The sequence below is a fragment of the Paramixta manurensis genome (genome assembly GCF_013285385.1).
GTDB classification, from domain to species: Bacteria; Pseudomonadota; Gammaproteobacteria; order Enterobacterales; family Enterobacteriaceae; genus Paramixta; species Paramixta manurensis.
The window spans coordinates 3,644,528-3,662,877 of the sequence record NZ_CP054212.1 but is presented as its reverse complement, the minus strand read 5'-3'; the positions used below and the strand labels follow the sequence as shown (position 1 = coordinate 3,662,877).

The 18,350-nt window shown below is 54.2% G+C and carries 16 protein-coding genes; 12 read left to right on the top strand and 4 right to left on the bottom strand.

The window, feature by feature from the left end; all coding sequences use genetic code 11:
• Positions 1-203 precede the first annotated feature (203 nt).
• The gene (locus PMPD1_RS17700; RefSeq protein WP_173635275.1) at positions 204-1,082 is read right to left on the bottom strand and encodes a LysR substrate-binding domain-containing protein; all 879 of its coding nucleotides are present in this window, start codon (positions 1,080-1,082) and stop codon (positions 204-206) included.
• A gap of 220 nt (positions 1,083-1,302) precedes the next feature.
• On the opposite strand from PMPD1_RS17700, the gene PMPD1_RS17695 reads away from it, so the two are divergent.
• The 4 genes from PMPD1_RS17695 to PMPD1_RS17680 are packed head-to-tail and all read left to right on the top strand — an operon-like array spanning position 1,303 to position 5,660.
• Complete coding sequence (locus PMPD1_RS17695) at positions 1,303-2,214, top strand: alpha/beta fold hydrolase (protein ID WP_173635274.1); 912 nt, start codon at positions 1,303-1,305, stop codon at positions 2,212-2,214.
• Positions 2,211-3,524: an MFS transporter gene (locus PMPD1_RS17690; protein WP_435529698.1), complete on the top strand. Its 1,314-nt coding sequence runs from the start codon at positions 2,211-2,213 to the stop codon at positions 3,522-3,524. Before PMPD1_RS17695 ends, PMPD1_RS17690 begins: the two co-directional genes overlap by 4 nt.
• Before the next feature lie 34 nt (positions 3,525-3,558).
• A complete protein-coding gene (locus tag PMPD1_RS17685; RefSeq protein ID WP_173635273.1) occupies positions 3,559-4,893 on the top strand; it encodes an MmgE/PrpD family protein in 1,335 nt (444 codons plus the stop codon).
• Positions 4,894-4,940: 47 nt separating this feature from the next.
• Positions 4,941-5,660 (top strand): maleate cis-trans isomerase family protein, encoded by a 720-nt coding sequence (locus PMPD1_RS17680; RefSeq protein ID WP_173635272.1) that lies wholly within the window; start codon positions 4,941-4,943, stop codon positions 5,658-5,660.
• An 89-nt stretch (positions 5,661-5,749) separates the two neighbouring features.
• On the opposite strand, the gene PMPD1_RS17675 is transcribed toward PMPD1_RS17680, so the two are convergent.
• Both PMPD1_RS17675 and PMPD1_RS17670 read right to left on the bottom strand, forming a co-directional pair.
• Positions 5,750-5,920 (bottom strand): hypothetical protein, encoded by a 171-nt coding sequence (locus tag PMPD1_RS17675; protein WP_173635271.1) that lies wholly within the window; start codon positions 5,918-5,920, stop codon positions 5,750-5,752.
• A gap of 111 nt (positions 5,921-6,031) precedes the next feature.
• Entirely contained in the window at positions 6,032-8,011 is a 1,980-nt protein-coding gene (locus PMPD1_RS17670; protein ID WP_173635270.1) for a ligand-gated channel protein, read from the bottom strand.
• A gap of 275 nt (positions 8,012-8,286) precedes the next feature.
• Here PMPD1_RS17670 and PMPD1_RS17665 point away from each other — a divergent pair, with 275 nt between their 5' ends.
• From PMPD1_RS17665 to PMPD1_RS17630, 8 genes are all read left to right on the top strand, one after another.
• On the top strand, positions 8,287-9,198 hold the full coding sequence (locus tag PMPD1_RS17665) for an SDR family oxidoreductase (RefSeq protein ID WP_173635269.1): 912 nt from the start codon (positions 8,287-8,289) through the stop codon (positions 9,196-9,198).
• A gap of 332 nt (positions 9,199-9,530) precedes the next feature.
• Positions 9,531-10,862, top strand: coding sequence for an MFS transporter (locus tag PMPD1_RS17660; protein ID WP_173635268.1), 1,332 nt, complete (start codon positions 9,531-9,533; stop codon positions 10,860-10,862).
• Position 10,863: 1 nt separating this feature from the next.
• Positions 10,864-11,835 carry a PfkB family carbohydrate kinase gene (locus PMPD1_RS17655; protein WP_173635267.1) on the top strand — a complete coding sequence of 324 codons (972 nt, stop codon included), beginning with the start codon at positions 10,864-10,866 and terminating at the stop codon, positions 11,833-11,835.
• Positions 11,835-12,875 (top strand): ADP-ribosylglycohydrolase family protein, encoded by a 1,041-nt coding sequence (locus PMPD1_RS17650; RefSeq protein ID WP_173635266.1) that lies wholly within the window; start codon positions 11,835-11,837, stop codon positions 12,873-12,875. The genes PMPD1_RS17655 and PMPD1_RS17650 overlap by 1 nt, the downstream gene beginning before the upstream one ends.
• Before the next feature lie 57 nt (positions 12,876-12,932).
• A complete protein-coding gene (locus PMPD1_RS17645; RefSeq protein WP_173635265.1) occupies positions 12,933-13,667 on the top strand; it encodes a GntR family transcriptional regulator in 735 nt (244 codons plus the stop codon).
• 131 nt (positions 13,668-13,798) lie between these two features.
• Complete coding sequence (locus PMPD1_RS17640) at positions 13,799-14,812, top strand: LacI family DNA-binding transcriptional regulator (protein WP_173635264.1); 1,014 nt, start codon at positions 13,799-13,801, stop codon at positions 14,810-14,812.
• A 17-nt stretch (positions 14,813-14,829) separates the two neighbouring features.
• Positions 14,830-15,951 carry a mandelate racemase/muconate lactonizing enzyme family protein gene (locus PMPD1_RS17635; protein WP_173635263.1) on the top strand — a complete coding sequence of 374 codons (1,122 nt, stop codon included), beginning with the start codon at positions 14,830-14,832 and terminating at the stop codon, positions 15,949-15,951.
• A 25-nt stretch (positions 15,952-15,976) separates the two neighbouring features.
• Positions 15,977-17,194, top strand: coding sequence for an MFS transporter (locus PMPD1_RS17630; RefSeq protein WP_435529744.1), 1,218 nt, complete (start codon positions 15,977-15,979; stop codon positions 17,192-17,194).
• A gap of 18 nt (positions 17,195-17,212) precedes the next feature.
• Here the strand turns inward: PMPD1_RS17630 and PMPD1_RS17625 are convergent, their stop codons facing one another.
• Positions 17,213-18,310 carry an ABC transporter substrate-binding protein gene (locus PMPD1_RS17625; protein ID WP_435529743.1) on the bottom strand — a complete coding sequence of 366 codons (1,098 nt, stop codon included), beginning with the start codon at positions 18,308-18,310 and terminating at the stop codon, positions 17,213-17,215.
• Positions 18,311-18,350 lie beyond the last annotated feature (40 nt).

Genomic DNA, 18,350 nt, shown 5'->3' with positions numbered 1-18,350 from the left:
GTAATTTCAGTAAAACGGTACTGACGCCTGCGCGTCATGCCTGTTAAATTTTGCTACCGCTATACTAGCGGCTGTGCTGTGTGCTGTCACAGGTAAAAACAGAAGATGTCCTACAAAGGCAGTAAGAAAAGCGTCCGGGTCACGACGGGCTTTACTTCCACTTAGTGGTTCATCGAATAGGCAATCCAGGCATGATGGCCTTATCAGTCCCTATTCGCCAGCCAGCTCAGGAACGCCTGTACCGCAGGGATGCGGGCCGTCTCGGGCAGGCAAACCAGATGGAAACCACGTTGCCGTCGTAACACGTTTGGCGACAGCAAGTGCAACCGGCCCTCCCTGAGATCTTGTTCGACATAGCAACGCTGGGTTAACCCAACGCCAATACCGTCAAGCATACCCTGGTAAATTAGCGACATATCATCCAGCGGCATCTGATGCGTAGGAATGATGTCATCCAGCCCGGCCACCTCAAACCAATCGGGCCAATCGTCCAGCCGCAAGGTATGAACCAGCAGCGTTGAGGTGGCGAATGCCTCTTCAGCCGATAGGCTGGCAAAACGGTCACGCAACCCGGCATTGCCCACCACCACCAGCTCATCGCTAAACAGCGGCGTGGCATGCAAGCCCGGCCATTGCCCATCGCCATACCGCATGCCCAAATCGACCGCGTCACGGGCGAAATCAACCACATCAAAGGCGGCGGTAAGGCGTAATTCGACCTCCGGATGAACGCGCTGAAAATCGGGTAATTTGGGGATCAACCAGCGCACCAGGAAGGTGGTATAGGCGCGCAATGTAATCGGTGTCCGCGTTTTGCTACCCACCAGGAGATCGGTCGCATCGGCAATCAACTCAAAGGCTCGCCCCAGCGAACGCGCGTATTGGCGACCTTGCGCGGTCAGGATCAACAACCCACCCTCGCGCTCGAATAGCGTAATGCCGAGGATGTCCTCCAGATTCTTGATGTGGCGCCCCACCGCAGTTGGGGTCACCAACAGCTCCTCCCCGGCTTGGGTTAGCGTACCGGTGCGCGCCACGGTTTCGAAGGCACGCAACGCATTGAGCGGTAACAGTCGGCGCACGATGTTTCTCTCTTTATCGGGTCGTGAAGCGGCTAAATCCGCGCATGTAAACAAATTGTATAACTTGAGTTAACAAAATGTCGATGGTGCAGCGCCCAACAGAGCAAGTATCGTTGAAGACGCTGTGTATGGTTCACGTCATCGCGCGTAGGACACCGGCGGCAGCCTGCAGTGTCTTTAACCTTGCCGCCGCGACTAACCAGAATAATGGAGAAGCCAGATGCTCACCTCAGCTTGCGCCTGTCGCTGCGTCTCCCGCGACCAGTCATCGTTATATTGCTACATCGACGATGCTTACACCGATCCGTGGAGCACAACGGATGATGTGCTGATGATTCACGGCATTGCCGAGGATGGTCGCATTTGGGCACCGTGGGTGCCGTACTTTGCCCGCCGGTTCCGCGTACTGCGCCCGGACTTACGCGGCTATGGTCAATCATCAGCGCTGGCGCAGACAACCGACTTTTCGATCGAAGAGTGGGCAGACGATCTGGAGACGTTGCTCGATTCGGTGAACAGCCAGCATGTGCATCTGGTGGCGACCAAGCTCGGCGCGCAGATCGCGTTCGAACTGGCTCAACGAGGCAATCCACGCATCGCATCAATGACTCTGGCGGGTATGCTGCCGGTGCCAAGTGCGGCGCTGGGGCCGTGGTTAGATGAGTGGATCGCGCTGGTTGAGCTGCATGGCGTTGAAGCCTGGGTACGCGCGACGATGCCAGGCCGGATGGCTGATGCGCTCTCGCCCGCCGCGCTTGCCTGGTGGATTGATTTAATGAGCGCCGCGCCTGCAGGCACGGTAACGGCTTGCTTACGTCTATTGTCACAATTACACGGCCCTCGCGCACCTGAATCCGTATGCTGCCCAACATTGTTTATCGTGGCGGGCGATGACGCGGCCTCCGCCCAACCAGACAGCCGTTATAGCCAGCGACCGGCGCCAGCAGATCTTGAACGCCTGCAACAACGCGTTCCAAATGCTTCACTCGAGCTTATTGCCGCCAACAGCTTTCACATCACCGCCACCCATCCCGATGCCTGCGCGCAAGTAACCGCTGCTTTTATTGAGCGTATTACGGGGGCTGCCCGCCGAACCGGATCAGCGCACAACAACCATCAGGAGAAGACATGAGTATGAACCCACAACGCCACACCACCCGGCTACGGCAGATCAAAATGGTACTGCGCGTCACCAGCGGCCATTTTCTTGAAATGTTCGACTTCATCCTGTTCGGCTTTTATGCGCCGCACATCGCCAGAGCCTTTTTCCCGGCCAGCGATGACTTCGCGTCGCTGATGTTGACCTTCGCCACTTTTGGCGCCGGTTTCTTAATGCGACCATTAGGAGGGATTATCCTCGGCGCCTATATTGACCGTGTCGGACGGCGCAAAGGGCTGATCGTGACGTTGGCAATGATGGCGGTCGCGACGCTTATCACCGGCTTAACGCCCGATTATGCCACCATCGGTTTACTGGCTCCGCTGTTGGTCCTGGTTGCACGACTATTACAAGGGTTCTCGGCTGGCGCCGAATTGGGCGGGGTGGCGGTTTATCTGACGGAGATGTCCACGCCGGGACACCGTGGGTTCTATGTCGCCTGGCAATCTGTCGCGCAGCAAGTTGGTGTGATCCTCGCCGCGCTGCTCGGTTATGCGCTCAACGTTTGGATGGCGCCGGATGTGCTCTCGGCCTGGGGCTGGCGCATTCCGTTTATCATTGGTTGTTTGATGGTGCCTTTCCTGTTCATCATCCGGCGCTCACTGGAGGAGTCCGGCGAGTTTCTGGCGCGTAAGAAACGCCCCGCGACGCGCGAAATTTTCACGCAGTTAGGGACGCACTTCGGCACGGTCTTAACCGGCATTCTGCTGGTGTCGATGACCAACGTCTCCTTCTATTTACTGGCGGTCTACACGCCGACCTTCGGCGATAAGGTGCTGCACCTGACCACCACAGATAGCCTACTGGCCGCGCTGGGGGTGGGGATCTCGAATGCATTCTGGTTGCCGATCATGGGGGCATTGTCTGACCGTGTTGGGCGCTGGCCGGTATTGATCGGCTTCTCAATGCTGGCAATCGTGACCGCTTATCCCGCCATGCTGTGGGTGGTTCACTCGCCGGATTTAACCCATCTGTTGCTGGTATCGCTGTGGCTGTCGTTTCTGTATGCCGGGTATAACGGCGCAATGTATATCGCTCTTGCTGAAGTTATGCCGCCGGAGATCCGCACGGCAGCCTTTTCGCTGGCATTTGGCGTCAGCGCGACGATTTTCGGTGGCTTTACACCGGCTATCGCGACCTGGCTGGTTAGTGTGTTGGACAATCGCGCGGCGCCCGGTTTGTGGATGAGTGTAGGCGCGGTCTGCGGTCTGGCCGCCAGTTTGATCTTCGCTTATCGCCAGTCGCAACGGCGTGCCGCCGCGCAGCCGCAAACTCAGCACTGATGATTTTTTGTCTCACGCTCCAGGAGAAATTCAAATGTCTGAATCTGTATCTAGGCCGACGGTTAGCCAGCGTTTTGCCCGCTTTATCGGCGCAACGCTAACCGAGAGTGTGCCTGAACCTGTCGCGGCATTCGCCCAGGAACGCATCCTTGATACGCTCTCGACGGCTATCGCGGCTAGCGGCTTACCGGTGCCTTCACTGGCAAGCCAGTTGATCGGGAACACGGCTGGCCCGGCAACCATCATTGGTCGCAGAACGACGGTACCCACGGTGGATGCGGCATTTATCAACGCGTTACTGGTCAATGGCCGTACGCAGGATGATTTTCTTTGCAAATCACATCCTGGCGCGGTGACGCTGCCTGCTGCGCTTGCGATTGCCGATGAATTCGGCGGCTCGGGAAAAGACCTGATCGCTGCCATTGCAGTGGGCTATGAAGTGGTCGGTCGCATCTACCTCGGCGGCCCCGGCATGCTACCCAAATTCCGTGCCACTGGCGTGGCGGGAACCCTCGCCGCCGCCGCCACGGCAGCAAGAATGCTCCGGCTCGATGAGACGCAGATCGTTAACGCGCTCGGTTGCGCCGCCGTGTTTGCTTCAGGTTTCGGCGCGGGGTTTCTGACCGGCACCATGGAAGTGAAGCTCAACGTCGGTATGGCCTGTCGCAATGGCGTGACCGCTGCGCTGTTGGCTCGCGCAGGGGCAACGGCAAGCCCGCTGGCTTTCGAAGGCGAGGCCGGTTTTTATCATGCTTTTGCCGGTTCCACTGAACAGGTAGACGCGGCGACCGAGGGGCTGGGGGAGCACTATCTGATTGAAGAGACTATTTACAAGGAGTTCCCGATTTGCATCTTTATCCAGACGCCAGTCGCGCTGACGCTGATGCTCGCCAGCGAGCACCGTATTGAGCCGCATAAGATAGGGCGCATCACGGTAACGGTCAGCGATCTAACCTACACCAACCCCGGATTCACCAACCTGCCGCCCTATGCAAGCTCGCTTAAGGCCCGGGTTAGCGCGCGGTTCTGCATTGCCGCAGCATTACTGGGTCGTCCGATTAATGAATTCAGTTTTTACGAAAATTATGCCGACGCCGAGGTACTGGCGCTGGGTGAACGTATCGACTTGGTGCGAGATCCGGCGCGTGACGACACAGTGAAGATCGAGATTGAGCATGGCAGTGAACGGCTGGTGATTGAAGGCTCAGAAGGCGCGACGCTTAAACCCGACCGCGATAAGGTGGTGGCTAAATATCGTCGTCTGGTCGAGCCGGTGCTGGGTGCCAATGCCGCCGCGGTTGAACAACGGGTACTTAATCTACCCGCGCTGGGAGATCTGCGCGAACTGACCGCGTTGCTGCGTGGCTAAGCCCTATACCGAACCTATTTTTTCATCACATCGACGGAGTACGCATTATGAAAGGCTGGAGAGCACGATTGGGCTTCTTGGTTCCCCCCGGCAATCCGACTGTTGAGCCGGAAATGCAAGCGCTCGCGCCGCAGGGCGTTTCGCTCCACTTTACCCGTATGACCGCCAGCGGCCCGGCCGGTACCCATGAAGGGCAAGAGGAGCGCAACCGCAGCCAGATCGACAGCATAGAGTCGTGCAGCGCATTGCTGGCAATGGTATCGCCGCAGGTCATCGTGATGGCACACACCGCCACCAGTTATACATTGGGAAGCGCCGCAGAGGCCGCGTTGGTTGCGCGCATTGAACAGCTTAGCGGCACGCGGTTCATTACCGCCTTCGGTAGCGTATTGGCGGCACTTGAACATCTCAACGTGCGGCGCATCGCCTATGCCACACCCTACAATGAGGTGACCACGCTACAGGGCAAGCGGCATCTGGAAGAGCAGGGGATTGAAGTGGTGAGTTATGGTCAGCTCGCTAATGTGCGTAATATTTATGAAGAAAACGATGAACGTGCCTACGCCATCGCACGGGCGGTAGATCGCCCGGATGCCGACGCCGTGTTTCTCAGTGGGGTCGGTATGCCAACGCTGGATGCGTTACAGGTGCTGGAAAACGACCTCGGCAAACCGGTGATTTCCGCCGCCTCCGCGATGATGTGGAACGCCTTACGCGTTGCTGGCGTGCAACATTCGCACAGCGGTTATGGCCGCCTACTGAGCTAAATCTTGGTTTGGCCAAGCGTCGCTGCCTGGCCAAATTGCTGCATAACATTATCCAACCACACACTCTTTACGGTTGCCACGCCGCGCTATTAAGACTCAGGCGCGCCGGTCGGGCTTGCACCGGGCGTTGCACCAGGCGCAGGTTGCGCGCTCGGTGCGTGCGGTCGTCCATCATTACCGACGCCACTGCTGTCACTTTGGCAACCGGCAAGCATGCCGACAATGGCAATTAATAAAACTGAGGCGGTAGTTTTCAACATTATATTTTCCCTCGTTAAAGTTTTACGGTAAACATTCAGCGTAGTTGAAGATAGTGAGGACGCAAGCAGTGTCCCCCGAACGAACTGAGCGCCGGGGGAGGAGAGAGCGGATTAAAACGTGTAGGTTAAACCAAAGGTGTAACGGCGTCCGTCGAGCACCGTATCATAGGTGTCATAATCGATTTGTTTATCAAACAGGTTATAAACACCCGCCGTCAACATCATATTTTTCCAGGCATAATAGCGTAACCCTGCATCCACCAGCGTGTAAGAAGGAGTGCCTTGCGCCATGGACGTTCGGCTTAAATACTCGCTGCTTTTGCCGCGCAAGTTGACCCGGCTCCAGAGTTTTATATCTTGCGTCGCTTCCCAATCCAGCGTGGTGTTAAACATATGCTTCGGCATTTTATTCAGCGGTTGGCCGGAGAATAGCCCGCTTTTCTGTTCGGATTCGGTAAACGTATAGTTAGCGGTCCAGTTTAGCTGTTCGGTAATTTTCCAACCAAAGCTGGATTCCACGCCTCGCATACTGGCTTTATCGACATTTTCACGGTCGCTGACAAAATCATAGCGGTGATTACCGATCTGGCAGGCAGGATCCGCGCTGCTATTACAGCGCCGAACTTCGGTAATTTTATGTTTGAAATCGGTATTAAATAGCGTCACGCCAGCGTTAAGGTCAGCGTTATTATCCCACAGCAAGGCGATCTCTTCGCTCAGGCTTTTTTCCGGCTTCAGATCCGGGTTCCCGACAATAATGCCATCGAGGCGACCGCCGCCGGTTACTTGCCCCCAACGTGCGGATGATTGCCGTAAGTTAGGCGCACGATAGCCGGCTGACACACCGCCTTTCAGCGTCCAGTGTGGGCTAAGGTGCCAGACGCCATAACCGCGCGGCGTCCAGTTGGTGCCGTAGTTTTCATTCTTCTCCATGCGTAAGCCGCTGGTAAAGGTGAAGCGCTCGGTCATTGCCCACGCATCTTCGCCGAACAGCGCCCAGTTCCAACGGGTTAAGGTATTCAGGCCTGCCGCAGCCTCAAGCTGATTCCCCGCATCGCGTAATTTTTCATAACGATACTCTCCGCCAACGGTCAGAGTATGATCGCCAAGAAAAAGTTGGTTCTGATTATTGAACAGGGTGTTCCACGAACGCATATCGCGTGACGGATTATGAGTCTCTTCATGCAGGATATAGCTGGTGGTATTAAACGCCTCGTAATAGCCATTATGCGTCAGAGAGTAGGTGGTGTGCTCGTAACGCGTATTGCTTTTGGTATTCGGAGTACAGATATTTCCGCGACAGATTTCACGCTCGCGCGACATGCCAGGAGTGCTATTACGATCCTGTAACTCACGTGCAATTTCGAGGTCAAAATCATTGTTTTCATCGGGCGTCAGGTTAAAGGTGACCGCGCCGTTACGCATGCGCTGTTCGTTATACCCGTTCACAATCCGGTCTTGTTGGCGATGCGATAACAGCCCGGAAACTTTGGCGCCTAACAAGCCGGGGATCAAGGGGCCGGAGGCATAAAGGTTGGTTTGATATAAATCGCCGGAGTCACGGTTTTCCTGCAAGGTGGCATCGCCCTGAAGCGAACCACTCCAGCCTTTGGTATTAGAGATTTTTTTGGTGATGATGTTAATCACGCCGCCCATTGCGTCAGAACCATACAGCGATGACATCGGGCCGCGTATCACTTCAATACGCTCAATTGAGTTCAACGGCGGCAACCAACCCTGTTCGATTCCGGCATTATCGCTATTCGGGCGCGTTTCACGCGTGCTGATACGCTTACCGTCAACCAGGAACAAGGTATATTGCGATGCCATCCCGCGAATACTGATGTCGCTGCTGCTGGCGCCGCCGGTAACCACCACGCCCGGCACGTCTTTTAGCGCATCGGTAACATCACGCCAGGCTTTATCGGCGATTTGTTGTTGGGTGATGACGGAAATAGAGGCGGGCGCATCCTGAATTTTTTGTTCAAAACCGGTCGCGGTGACGACCATCGAGTCGCCATCGGCCGCGTGGATTACCAGAGGCGTTATGGCTGCAATGAGTAGTGCTGAGTGGGTTTTTTTCGACGTCATAGTCAATCCATTCCATTTGATCGGTCGGTGAGTCCATCCTGCTGTCCTGCAAAACAAGCACCTTGATGGAAGATGAAACGGAAAGGATTGTACAAAAATATGTCAGGATGTAAACATTAATGATATTAATTATCATTTGTATTTTGTCGTTTATGCAGCAGAAACGCGCGTTGCCTGTTAAAGCTTATACCAGGATAATTACACTACTTATATAATTATATCAGGTGGTTATACTGCATTCGAGCGCATCACTAATCCAACGTAGGAGGTCTTGAATGCGAGTATTTTTGACAGGTGCCAGTGGATTTATTGGTTCTCACATCGTACCCGAACTGATTGCTGCCGGGCATCAGGTCATCGGGCTGGCAAGATCGGAGGCGAGCGCCGAGGCGCTGAAACGCGTGGGTGTTGAAGTACATCGCGGTACGCTTGAAGATCCGTCTGGGTTGAGCGCTGGCGCCGCAAAGGCTGACGCAGTCATTCACACCGCTTTTGATCACGACTTTTCGAATTTTGTCGCCAACTGCGAAAAAGACAGACGAGTAATTAAAGCGCTAGCGGCTGAGCTTAAAGGTTCCGCGCGGCCTTTGCTGATTACTTCAGGAACCGGTATTGGCGATGCCGGTAATGGGCAACCGGCGCGCGAGGATCTCTTTGACGTTAATCACCCGAACCCGCGTATTGCGTCTGAGCTGGAAGGGAACATTGCCTTACAGCAGGGGATCGATGTGCGTGTCATACGGCTCCCGCAGGTACACAACACCGTGAAGCAGGGGCTTGTCTCGCCGTTTATCGAAATTTCATGGCAGAAAGGGCAGGTTGCGTGGGTCAATGAAGGGCGTAATCGCTGGCCGGCTGCCCATGTCCTGGATGTGGCGGCGCTGTATCGTCTGGCGCTGGATCATGGGCGCACGGGCGCGCGCTACAACGCGGTTGCCGAGGAGGGCGTGGCGGTGAAGGACATCGCGCAGGTGATTGGCGCGGGCCTTGATTTGCCGCTGGTTTCATTGTCAGCGCAACAGGCGTCACAGCATTTTGGTTGGCTGGCATTATTTGCCGATAAAGATTTACCGGCCTCTGCGACATGGACGCGTCAGCAATTGGGCTGGACGCCAGGCGGGCCAGGGTTGCTTGAAGATCTCAAAAATATGGATTATTCAGCGATAAAAAACCTGCGGCGTGACTAAACCTGCGTCCCAGGCGTTCATCAGGCTAACCTTACTCACCTCGCGCTCGTTCCGCACCGAATGGGCGCGAGGTTATCTGTGCGTCATTCTCTCCAATCAATCCGTCGCCACCATCGGAACGTAACCTCCTCAACCTCTGCTGCGCGCGTCAGGACAGGGTAGGCATTTATGTGATGGCGATCAAAAAGTATAATAGTATACCTTTATATTTTTTAACGGAGTCCTATAGTAGAAGCGTACCAACATTACAGGGAATGCTTTCGCTGCAAACAAAAATGCCTTCTGCTTAGATCGGCGCTGCCGTTAACGATTTATCTTATAAAGGTATGCACATGAAATTATCGGTCATTGAAAAGGTGGGGTTTGGCGCGGGTGATATGGCGGTCAATATTATTATTGTCGCCATGCAACTCATTCTTGCCTGGTTCTACACGGATATTTATGGTTTACATGCATCCGATGTCGGGATTTTATTTGTTGTAGTTCGCTCTATTGACGCAATTATCGACCCGCTAATGGGGATCTATACTGACAAAGTGAATACGCGCTGGGGACGTTATCGCCCTTATTTATTATGGTTCGCGATTCCGTTTGGTTTTGCTATTTACTTAATGTTCATTACACCGGATGTCGATTACACGCTCAAACTGGCGTGGGCGTATTTTACTTATATCCTGATGACGGTGATTTATACTGCGATCACCATTCCTTATATTTCGTTAATTGGGGTGATTACCGACGATCCGCAGGAGCGTCTTAGCGCCAATGGTTATCGGTTTGTGATGACTAAAATCGCCGCGTTTTTGGTCACGATTGTCGTCCCGATGATGGCGGTCTGGTTAGGGCAAGGCAGTAAAGCGCACGGTTATCAAATCTCTATGGGGATCATGGGGCTGCTGGGCGCGCTGTTATTTATTTTCTGCTTCCTGACTACCCGGGAGCGCAGCCGCCCGGAGATCCCAACGATGCGGCCTGCCGAGCAGTTTAAGCTGCTGCTACGCAACGACCAGTGGTTACTCCTCGGTGTGGTGATTATGCTGCTAATGTGCGGATATGTGATCCGTGGTTCGGTGGCGGCCTACTATGCCAAATATTACCTCCACGGCGGCGACGCACTGATTTCGCCGTTCCTGACGGCGGGCGTGGTGGCCTCGATTTTGGCGATGATATCAACTACCTGGATTACCCGCCACTACGACAAAATTAAACTATTCCGTTATACGCAATTAATTACCTTTGCATTAAGCCTTGGCATGTATTTCGTCGTTGGGCAAAACAATCTCTGGCTGGCATTTATTTTTTACTTCCTGATTAATTACTTCTGCGATATGCAAATGCCAATATTTTGGTCATCGATCGCCGAGGCCGTCGATTATGGTGAGAATAAAACCGGTAAACGTGTTTCTGGTCTGGCTTTCGGCGGGATTTTGTTTTTCCAGAAATTTGGCATGGGTATCGCTGGCGGCGTGTTAGGTTTCTTATTAAACCATTTTGGTTATCAGCCTGATGCGCAGCAAACCGCCAGTTCATTAACCGGTATTGCACTAATGATGACGCTTATTCCGGCCGTCTTTCATCTCATTATTGGTTTAATCATGAAACGCTATTTGATTAATAATCACTATTATGCGGACTTAAAAATCGCATTGGCGAAGCGAGGTTAAGATGCATAACGGCAGCAAAATTTGGGTTATCGGCGACGCGTCGGTCGATTTGGTGCCTGATGATGAGCAACATTATTTGAAATGTCCTGGCGGCGCGGCGGCCAATGTGGCGGTGTGCGTGGCGCGTCTCGGCGCGCGCTGCGGGTTTATCGGGCGTTTGGGGCTGGATCCGGTCGGTCACTTTCTGGCGCAAACCCTGCGTCGCGAAGGCGTAGCAATTGAGCAGTTATATCTGGACCCACAGTTAAAAACCGCCGTCCTGATTGTTGACCTCGCGGAGAATGGTGAACGCTCGTTTAGCTATTTGGTCACGCCCAGTGCCGATAGCTTTGTCTGTGACGCCGATCTCCCGGTTTTCCAGGCAGAGGAGTGGTTCTACTTCAACTCCATCGGCCTGGCGCGCCAGCCGTCGCGCGACGCTTGTCTGCACGGGGCGGAGCGTATTCGGCGCGCCGGAGGATATGTGCTGTTTGATGTCAACCTGCGCGAGGCGATGTGGGAGGAGACGCAAGATATTCTGCCACAAATTGAGTCTGCGCTGGCGCGGGCGGATATTTGCAAAGTATCCGATGACGAACTCTGTCGGCTCACCGGCCACAAAACGTGGCGTGAGGCACGTTACTTTGCCCGCGACCTCGGCTGTGAAACCACCATTATTTCACTGGGTGAAGCAGGCGCGTGGCTTATCCATCGCGGTGAAGAACACCATTTTCCGGCAGTACCGGCAGCGGTGATTGATACCACCGGAGCGGGAGATGCCTTTGTTGGCGGTTTGCTCAGCGAACTCTCACATCTCACAGACTGGCGCCATCACTCACTTGAGCGGGCGATACACACCGCGAATTTCTGTGGCTCGGCAGCGGTCACGCGTAAGGGCGCGATGACCGCCTTGCCTAATGCGGCGGAGCTGGCCGCTTTTTACTCTACGCAGACGTTGGCGTCTGCCGTCATACCACACCAGGGAGATCATTAATGAACGCGAACTATGAAAAAACGTTGGGCTGCTTGATCGGCGCCGCCGCCGGAGATGCAATGGGCGCCGCAACCGAGGTGCGTACTCAGCGGCAAATTAAACAGTTATTCGGCGGTTGGGTAACCACTTTCCAAAAGCCGCCAGCGGATACCTTTGGGCGCTGTAATGAGGCGGGGATGTGTACCGACGATTTTATCCAGGCGCGTTACATTCTGGAAGCGATGCTGGCGCACGACAAAAAAGCCAGCGCTGAAGCGATGAAAGCGGCCTTTCAGCGTTGGATCGACTACCCCTTTTACGCCAACTTTACCGGCCCGACCACCCGGGCGGCGATGAAGGCTATCTTCAATGATAATCGCGCGTCATTACAGGGCGAGCTGGAAGGAGAGAAACAATCAGTACAGATTATCAATGGCGGCAATGCGGCGGCCACCAATGGCTCGGCGATGAAAATCTGGCCGGCTGCGGTGCTCCATCCGGACAATATTGAGGCAGCCATTCAGTGTGCGCTGGATATTGCGCGTTTTACCCATCCGAATTGGCTGGCGATGTCTGGTGCGGCCGCGATGGCGGCAGCGGTTAGCGAAGCGCTTTCGGCATCGGCTAGCGCGGAGTCCATTATTGCCGCCGGGATCTATGGCGCGGATAAAGGGCTGATGCTGGCGGAGCAGCAGGGAGCCGCGGAGATAGCCGGCCCGTCGGTTGGACGCCGTATTGAACTGGCGGTCGCCATTGGTCGCCGCCACCGTCATTGGGAAACCGCGATTGTTGAGTTGAACGATATTATCGGCACCGGGCTGCATGTGAGTGAAGCCGTTCCGGTTGCATTTGGCCTGTTTGCCTGCTGTCCGAGCCAACCGGTTGATGCTATTATTTCCGCGGTAAACATTGGTAATGATACCGATACGGTTGCCACCATGGTGGGCGCTATTGCCGGGGCATACCACGGCGCGGCGGCTTTCCCCGCCGACTATCTGGCAACCTTAGATCGGATGAATCATTTCTCTCTTGAGACGCTGGCGCGTTCCATTACGGCGTAGTCGAGCGTGTAGGGGAGGGGCTTCCTCCCCGCAGGGATGGATAAACGAGGTATCAGGTTGGTCGTTGATAAAGCGAGCTATACGCCGTTATACAAACAACTCTATTCGATTATTTGTCACCAGATTTTGTCTGGCACCTGGCGCATTGGCGACCGTTTACCGACGCAAAAAGAGATTGCGCGCCAGTTTGATGTCTCGCTAATTGTGGTAAAGCAGGCGTGGAATGAGTTGGTTGACAGTGGGATTATCGCTTCACAACGCGGCACCGGATCGGTGGTAAACGCTTTACCCGAAGGGGTGAATTATGGTCACACCTTTCGTGGTATCACTTCCGACCTGAGCTTTTCGCACATACGGATTGAAAACCATATTCTGGAGATGGAGACGCGCGGCGCGCGTGATGCGTTGTTGGATGGATTAAACCTGCCTGCTAAAAATAAGTACTTGTTTATCTCACGCGTGCGCTTTGCCGAAGGGAAACCGTTCAACCACGAAAAAATTTATCTTAACCTGTCGTTTTTCCCCGGTTTGAAACTCAAACCGCAGGATCTGGAAAACCAATCGTTGTATGAGCGGTTGAAGGCCGATTACGCGATCGCGATTGGTTCAGCCGTTGAGAAAATCGAGGCGATTCTGCCTTCGCCAGAGCTGTGTGACCTGTTGCACCTGCCGTCGCAAACGCCGTTGTTATCGGTCGCCCGGCAAACCTTCTTGAGCAATACCAACGAACCGTTTGAATATTGCCGCTACTGCGTGCTGTCCGAGTATTTCGGCGAGATTCGCTACCAGTAACTTCCTTTTTCCCCTCCTGATGATCTCAGCGTTAGCCTACGAGGCTGAGCAGTAATGTGTGCGCGATCACGGATCGTCCTTTAGCCTTTAGGTTAGTATTTAGGTAATCGATTACCTAAATATGATAAATAATGAAAAGTAAGCCATCGATAAAAGATATTGCCAATATGGTGGGCGTATCTACTGCGACTATTTCTCGCTACCTGAATGGGAAATATCAATCTATGAGCGAGGAAACTCGCCAGCGAATTGCCGCAGCGATTGAGCGGATGGGCTATCAACCCAGTAATATTGCGCGTTCGTTACGCAGTACTAAAAGCAAAACCATTGCGGTATTAATGGCCGATATTTTTAATCCTTATTCGATGGATGTTCTGCGCGGCATTGAGCAGCAGTGTTCCGAGCATGGCTACACTATTTTTATTTGCGATGCGAAAGATTCGGCACAGCGCGAGCGCAATCTGATTGAGGAGATGACTGCCAAAGGCGTGGATGGTTTCATCATTAACACCACCGGAGAGAACAACAATTTTATCAAAGGATTATCGCTGGATTATCCGGTGGTGTTGATTGGCAGAAAAATAAACGGCGCCGCGATTAATACCGTGGCGGTGGATAATCAGCAGGGTATAGACCTGGCAATGAAGCATCTGCAACAAAAAGGATGCCGCGCGATTACTTTTTTAACACCTGCACCGGGGAATATTTCACCCCGTATTGAGCGCATCGCCACCTTTAATCAGATAGCGGCCAGCGAGGCGTTTAGAGAGATTACCTGTCACTGCCTTGAAATGGCTGCGCTGGAAAGTAATGCGCTACAGGATAGGCTACGGCGGCAGCTTGATACCCGCCCGCAGGAAAGACAGGCGCTGATCACCGCCAATGGCAAATTAACGCTCCACGTCATTGCCGCCTTGAATGCTTTACATCTCACGCCACCGCACGATGTCTTGCTGGTTGGGTTTGATGATACCGACTGGGCGCCGCTGATTCGCCAGCCGTTGACGGTGATTGCACAACCCACCTATGAGATCGGGCTGACCGCCGCGCGTAAGCTGATTTTAATGCTGGATGGTCAGAAAACGCGTAAGGAAACGGCGACCACGCTGTTACCGCTCTCCCTGATTGCCCGAGAAACCACCTAATTACCGGCGAGATTAAGATGAAAATTACCGAGATAAAAACCTGGGTAGTAACCGATACGCTGTCGGAGAAATTTGGCATGTCGCAATGGTTCTGGGATAAGCGCGCTAATTGCATTGTGGAAGTGCTTACCGACCAAGGCATCAGCGGGTGGGGTGAGTGCTTCGGCCCGGCGCAGGCCAACGCGGCATTGATTAAAGAACTGTATGCGCCGTTGTTAACTGGTCAGAACCCGCTACAGCGTCGCGCCTTGTGGGAGATGATGTATAACCGTAGCCGCGAATTTGGTCGTAAGGGCATTGCGATTTCGGCGCTGTCCGGCATTGATATCGCGCTGTGGGATATTTTTGGTAAAGAGGCGAATAAACCGATCGCTGAACTGCTGGGCGGCGACTTGGCACAGCCTATCGGCGCTTACGCGTCGAGTTTTTACTACTCGCCGCACGATGATATGGCGCAGATAGAGCGGGATGCGGAAAGCGCATTAGCGGAAGGGTTTGAGGCGTTCAAAATGAAAGTGGGCGGCTTAAGCCTTGCCGCCGATCGGCAGCGTGTTGCGCGGGTACGGGAATGGATTGGCCCACAGGCTGCGCTGGCGGTCGATGCCAACCGGGCCTATACCCTGCAGGAAGCCACCGCCTTTGCCCAGTCAATTGCCGATGAGCAGATCGCGTGGTTTGAAGAGCCGGTTTTACCGGATGACTATGCCGCCTATGCCGCGTTAAGAAGCCGGATCCCTATGAAGATTGCGGGCGGTGAATCTGAATATACGCGTTTTGGTTTCCGCGCCTTTCTGAATGCCGATTGCGTGGATATTGTGCAGCCCGATGTGGCCGCCTGCGGCGGAATCAGTGAAGCGCTGAATATTGCCGCGCTGGCAAGTGCCTGGGGCGTGGAATGCTATCCCCATCAGTGGGGATCGGGCATTTCGCTGGCGGCGACGTTACACCTGATGTCGGCGATTCCGGTGGCGGTGCCGCGTATGGCAAAACAGCCCGCGCTGCTGGAGCTTGACCGCGCGCCGAATATTTTCCGTGAACAATTAACCGATCTCTCGATTAGCCCCTTGATGCACGTCCCGAACCGACCCGGGCTGGGCATTGAGGTTGATCGGGAGATGATTCGCCATTACGCCGTGTAATACGGCTCGCCACCCGAGCAGGAATATTATGTTGCAATCAAAATGGTTCAGGATCGGTTTTACGTTAATGGTGTCGCTGTTCGTCGCCTATCTCGATCGTTCTAATCTCTCCATTGCGTTGCCAGGCATGGAAAAAGCGTTAGGGATTGATGGCGCGGCAACCAAAAGTCTGGCGCTAACCGGCTTTTTGATTGGCTACGCGCTGGCTAACTTTTTTGGCGGTTTCCTGACTAATAAACTCGATCCCCGGCTAACCATGATCGGTATGGTACTGCTCTGGTCGTTGGTACAGATTATGACCGGCTGGGTGAATTCAGCAGCGGTATTGATTGTGTTCCGCATTATTTTAGGCGTAGCGGAAGGCATTTATTGGCCGCAGCAATTCCGTCTTGCCCGTGCCTGGTTTAATAAGGATGAAATTACCCGTGGCACCAACCTGATTCAGTTTTACGGTCAATTTCTCGCCTTAGCGCTCGGATTTCTGATCCTAACGCCGATTTTTAACCTAATGGGTTGGCAGTGGGTGTTCTATATTACCGGCGGCATGGGCGTTTTTATCGTGGTGCCGATGCTGTGGGTGTTTCTAAAAAATGCACCGGATAACCGCCAGCAAACCGTCTCGCCGGAGCCAGCGGTGCAAACCGCAAAAATTCGTTTCAGCGATCTGGGCGGCGCGCCATTTCTGTTACTCATTTTCAGCTATTTCGCCAATGGCATGCTGTTCTGGGGCATTACGCTGTTTATCCCGCTGGTGGTGACCTCGTTGGGGTTTCACGGTATTGCCCAAGGCTTCGCCAGTGGCCTGCCTTACTTTCTGGCGATTCTGTTGGCGATTCCGATCTCCCGTTTCAGCGATAAAACGCAGCAGCGTGGGCCAATCGCCGCTTTTGGCCTTGGCTCTGCCGGTATTTTTCTGATTATTCTGCCGTTTATCGATAGCGCGCCAGGAAAACTGTGTTTGATCACCCTGGCTATCGCCTGGTTCACCAGTTGTTACACCACCAATATCTGGTCGATTATTACCGCCAGCGTCAGTAAACAGGCGGTTGGCCCGGCGGCGGGCGTGATCAATGGCATTGGCGCCGGGCTCGGCGGTACTACGGCGGGTTTTGTCGTGGAATATCTACACAGTTATAGCGGTTCCTACGTGCCGGGTTTCACGGTGCTGGGCGTGGTGGCGATTGCCGGTGGGATTAGCGTGTACAGCTATTGCCGAATTATCGCCCGCAAACCGCTAGCCTAAGTAAAGGATAGCCTCGGTTTATCTGGTCGCCAGTTGGGCGAAAAAGGTGCCGCTGTAGGGAATGGGCAAATAATCGTGAAAGATCTGCTGCAGCGTTTGTTGCGGGTCGACATCGGCAAACAGGTCCGGATACAACGTCTTGGCGATAAACTCGGTGGCCGCGACATGCCAGGGGCTAAGATAGAAATTTTGCCAAACCGCCGCTGTGTGGCCGTTATGTAAAGCTTTCAGCTCGCGTAAGCCGTTTTGCTTCGCGGTTAACGCCGTCAGACTATTTTGAACCATCTCCGGTGGAATGGTGGGGCCCAGTTTTAAATCATCTTGATCCTGCAAGCCGCCCGCACCGGTCGCGATATAGAACTCTGGCTGTGAAGCAATAACGGTTTCCTCGCTGAGGCGGCCAAACACGCCGTTAATCGTTTTGCCGCCAATATTCTCGCCGCCAGCGAAGGCCAGCAACTCGCCGAGACTGCCTTGCACCGCGGTGACACAGCACTCGTTGCGCCGCCCAAGGTGCAATTGTAGCAACACCGTGGGTTTGGGCCGTTTCGAGGAGGCCAACCGCTGCTGAATCCGTTGCATATGCGCATCATAAAAACGCGTAAAAGCCTGCGCGCGGGCGTTTTGGTTCAGCACTTCGCCCAGGATTTGTACACTCCGGGTGGTGTTTTTTAACAGGTGCACACGTAGGTCAATCTTTACCACTGGAATGTGCGCGGCTTTCAGTATGTGGTTCAACTGTAATGTGGCATCGTCATAGCGGGCCAGGCTCGGCAAAATCACCACATCCGGCTTTAGCGCCAGGATTTTTTCCGGTGACAGACCGGTGGCGCTGTTCTGGCCTAACGCCGGAATGTTCAGCATTTTCGGGAAGCGTTGCGCAAAAATGTCCCATGTTTGCCGGTCATATTTCTTTAAATCCAGCGGCCACGCGACGATATGTTGAAACGGATCATTAGGTTCCAACATCGCCAGGGTATAGAGCATACGGCTCTCGCCCAGCACAATTCGTTGCGGATGGTCGGGTATCGCCACCTGATTGCCATCAATATCGGTCACTGTGCGCGCGAACGCGGTGGGGCTAAAGGCGGAGAGGAGCGCAAGCGCGACCACGATTAAATGGAAGCGAGCGATGGTGCGCCGGGCGCCGGTTAGG

What these genes read in the sequence shown, in the direction of transcription:
- PMPD1_RS17670 (WP_173635270.1), bottom strand. Translation starts at nt 8,011, where the DNA reads ATGACGTCGAAAAAAACCCACTCAGCACTACTCATTGCAGCCATAACG.
- PMPD1_RS17680 (WP_173635272.1), top strand. Translation starts at nt 4,941, where the DNA reads ATGAAAGGCTGGAGAGCACGATTGGGCTTCTTGGTTCCCCCCGGCAAT.
- PMPD1_RS17665 (WP_173635269.1), top strand. Translation starts at nt 8,287, where the DNA reads ATGCGAGTATTTTTGACAGGTGCCAGTGGATTTATTGGTTCTCACATC.
- PMPD1_RS17650 (WP_173635266.1), top strand. Translation starts at nt 11,835, where the DNA reads ATGAACGCGAACTATGAAAAAACGTTGGGCTGCTTGATCGGCGCCGCC.
- PMPD1_RS17640 (WP_173635264.1), top strand. Translation starts at nt 13,799, where the DNA reads ATGAAAAGTAAGCCATCGATAAAAGATATTGCCAATATGGTGGGCGTA.
- PMPD1_RS17660 (WP_173635268.1), top strand. Translation starts at nt 9,531, where the DNA reads ATGAAATTATCGGTCATTGAAAAGGTGGGGTTTGGCGCGGGTGATATG.
- PMPD1_RS17675 (WP_173635271.1), bottom strand. Translation starts at nt 5,920, where the DNA reads ATGTTGAAAACTACCGCCTCAGTTTTATTAATTGCCATTGTCGGCATG.
- PMPD1_RS17655 (WP_173635267.1), top strand. Translation starts at nt 10,864, where the DNA reads ATGCATAACGGCAGCAAAATTTGGGTTATCGGCGACGCGTCGGTCGAT.
- PMPD1_RS17635 (WP_173635263.1), top strand. Translation starts at nt 14,830, where the DNA reads ATGAAAATTACCGAGATAAAAACCTGGGTAGTAACCGATACGCTGTCG.
- PMPD1_RS17695 (WP_173635274.1), top strand. Translation starts at nt 1,303, where the DNA reads ATGCTCACCTCAGCTTGCGCCTGTCGCTGCGTCTCCCGCGACCAGTCA.
- PMPD1_RS17685 (WP_173635273.1), top strand. Translation starts at nt 3,559, where the DNA reads ATGTCTGAATCTGTATCTAGGCCGACGGTTAGCCAGCGTTTTGCCCGC.
- PMPD1_RS17690 (WP_435529698.1), top strand. Translation starts at nt 2,211, where the DNA reads ATGAGTATGAACCCACAACGCCACACCACCCGGCTACGGCAGATCAAA.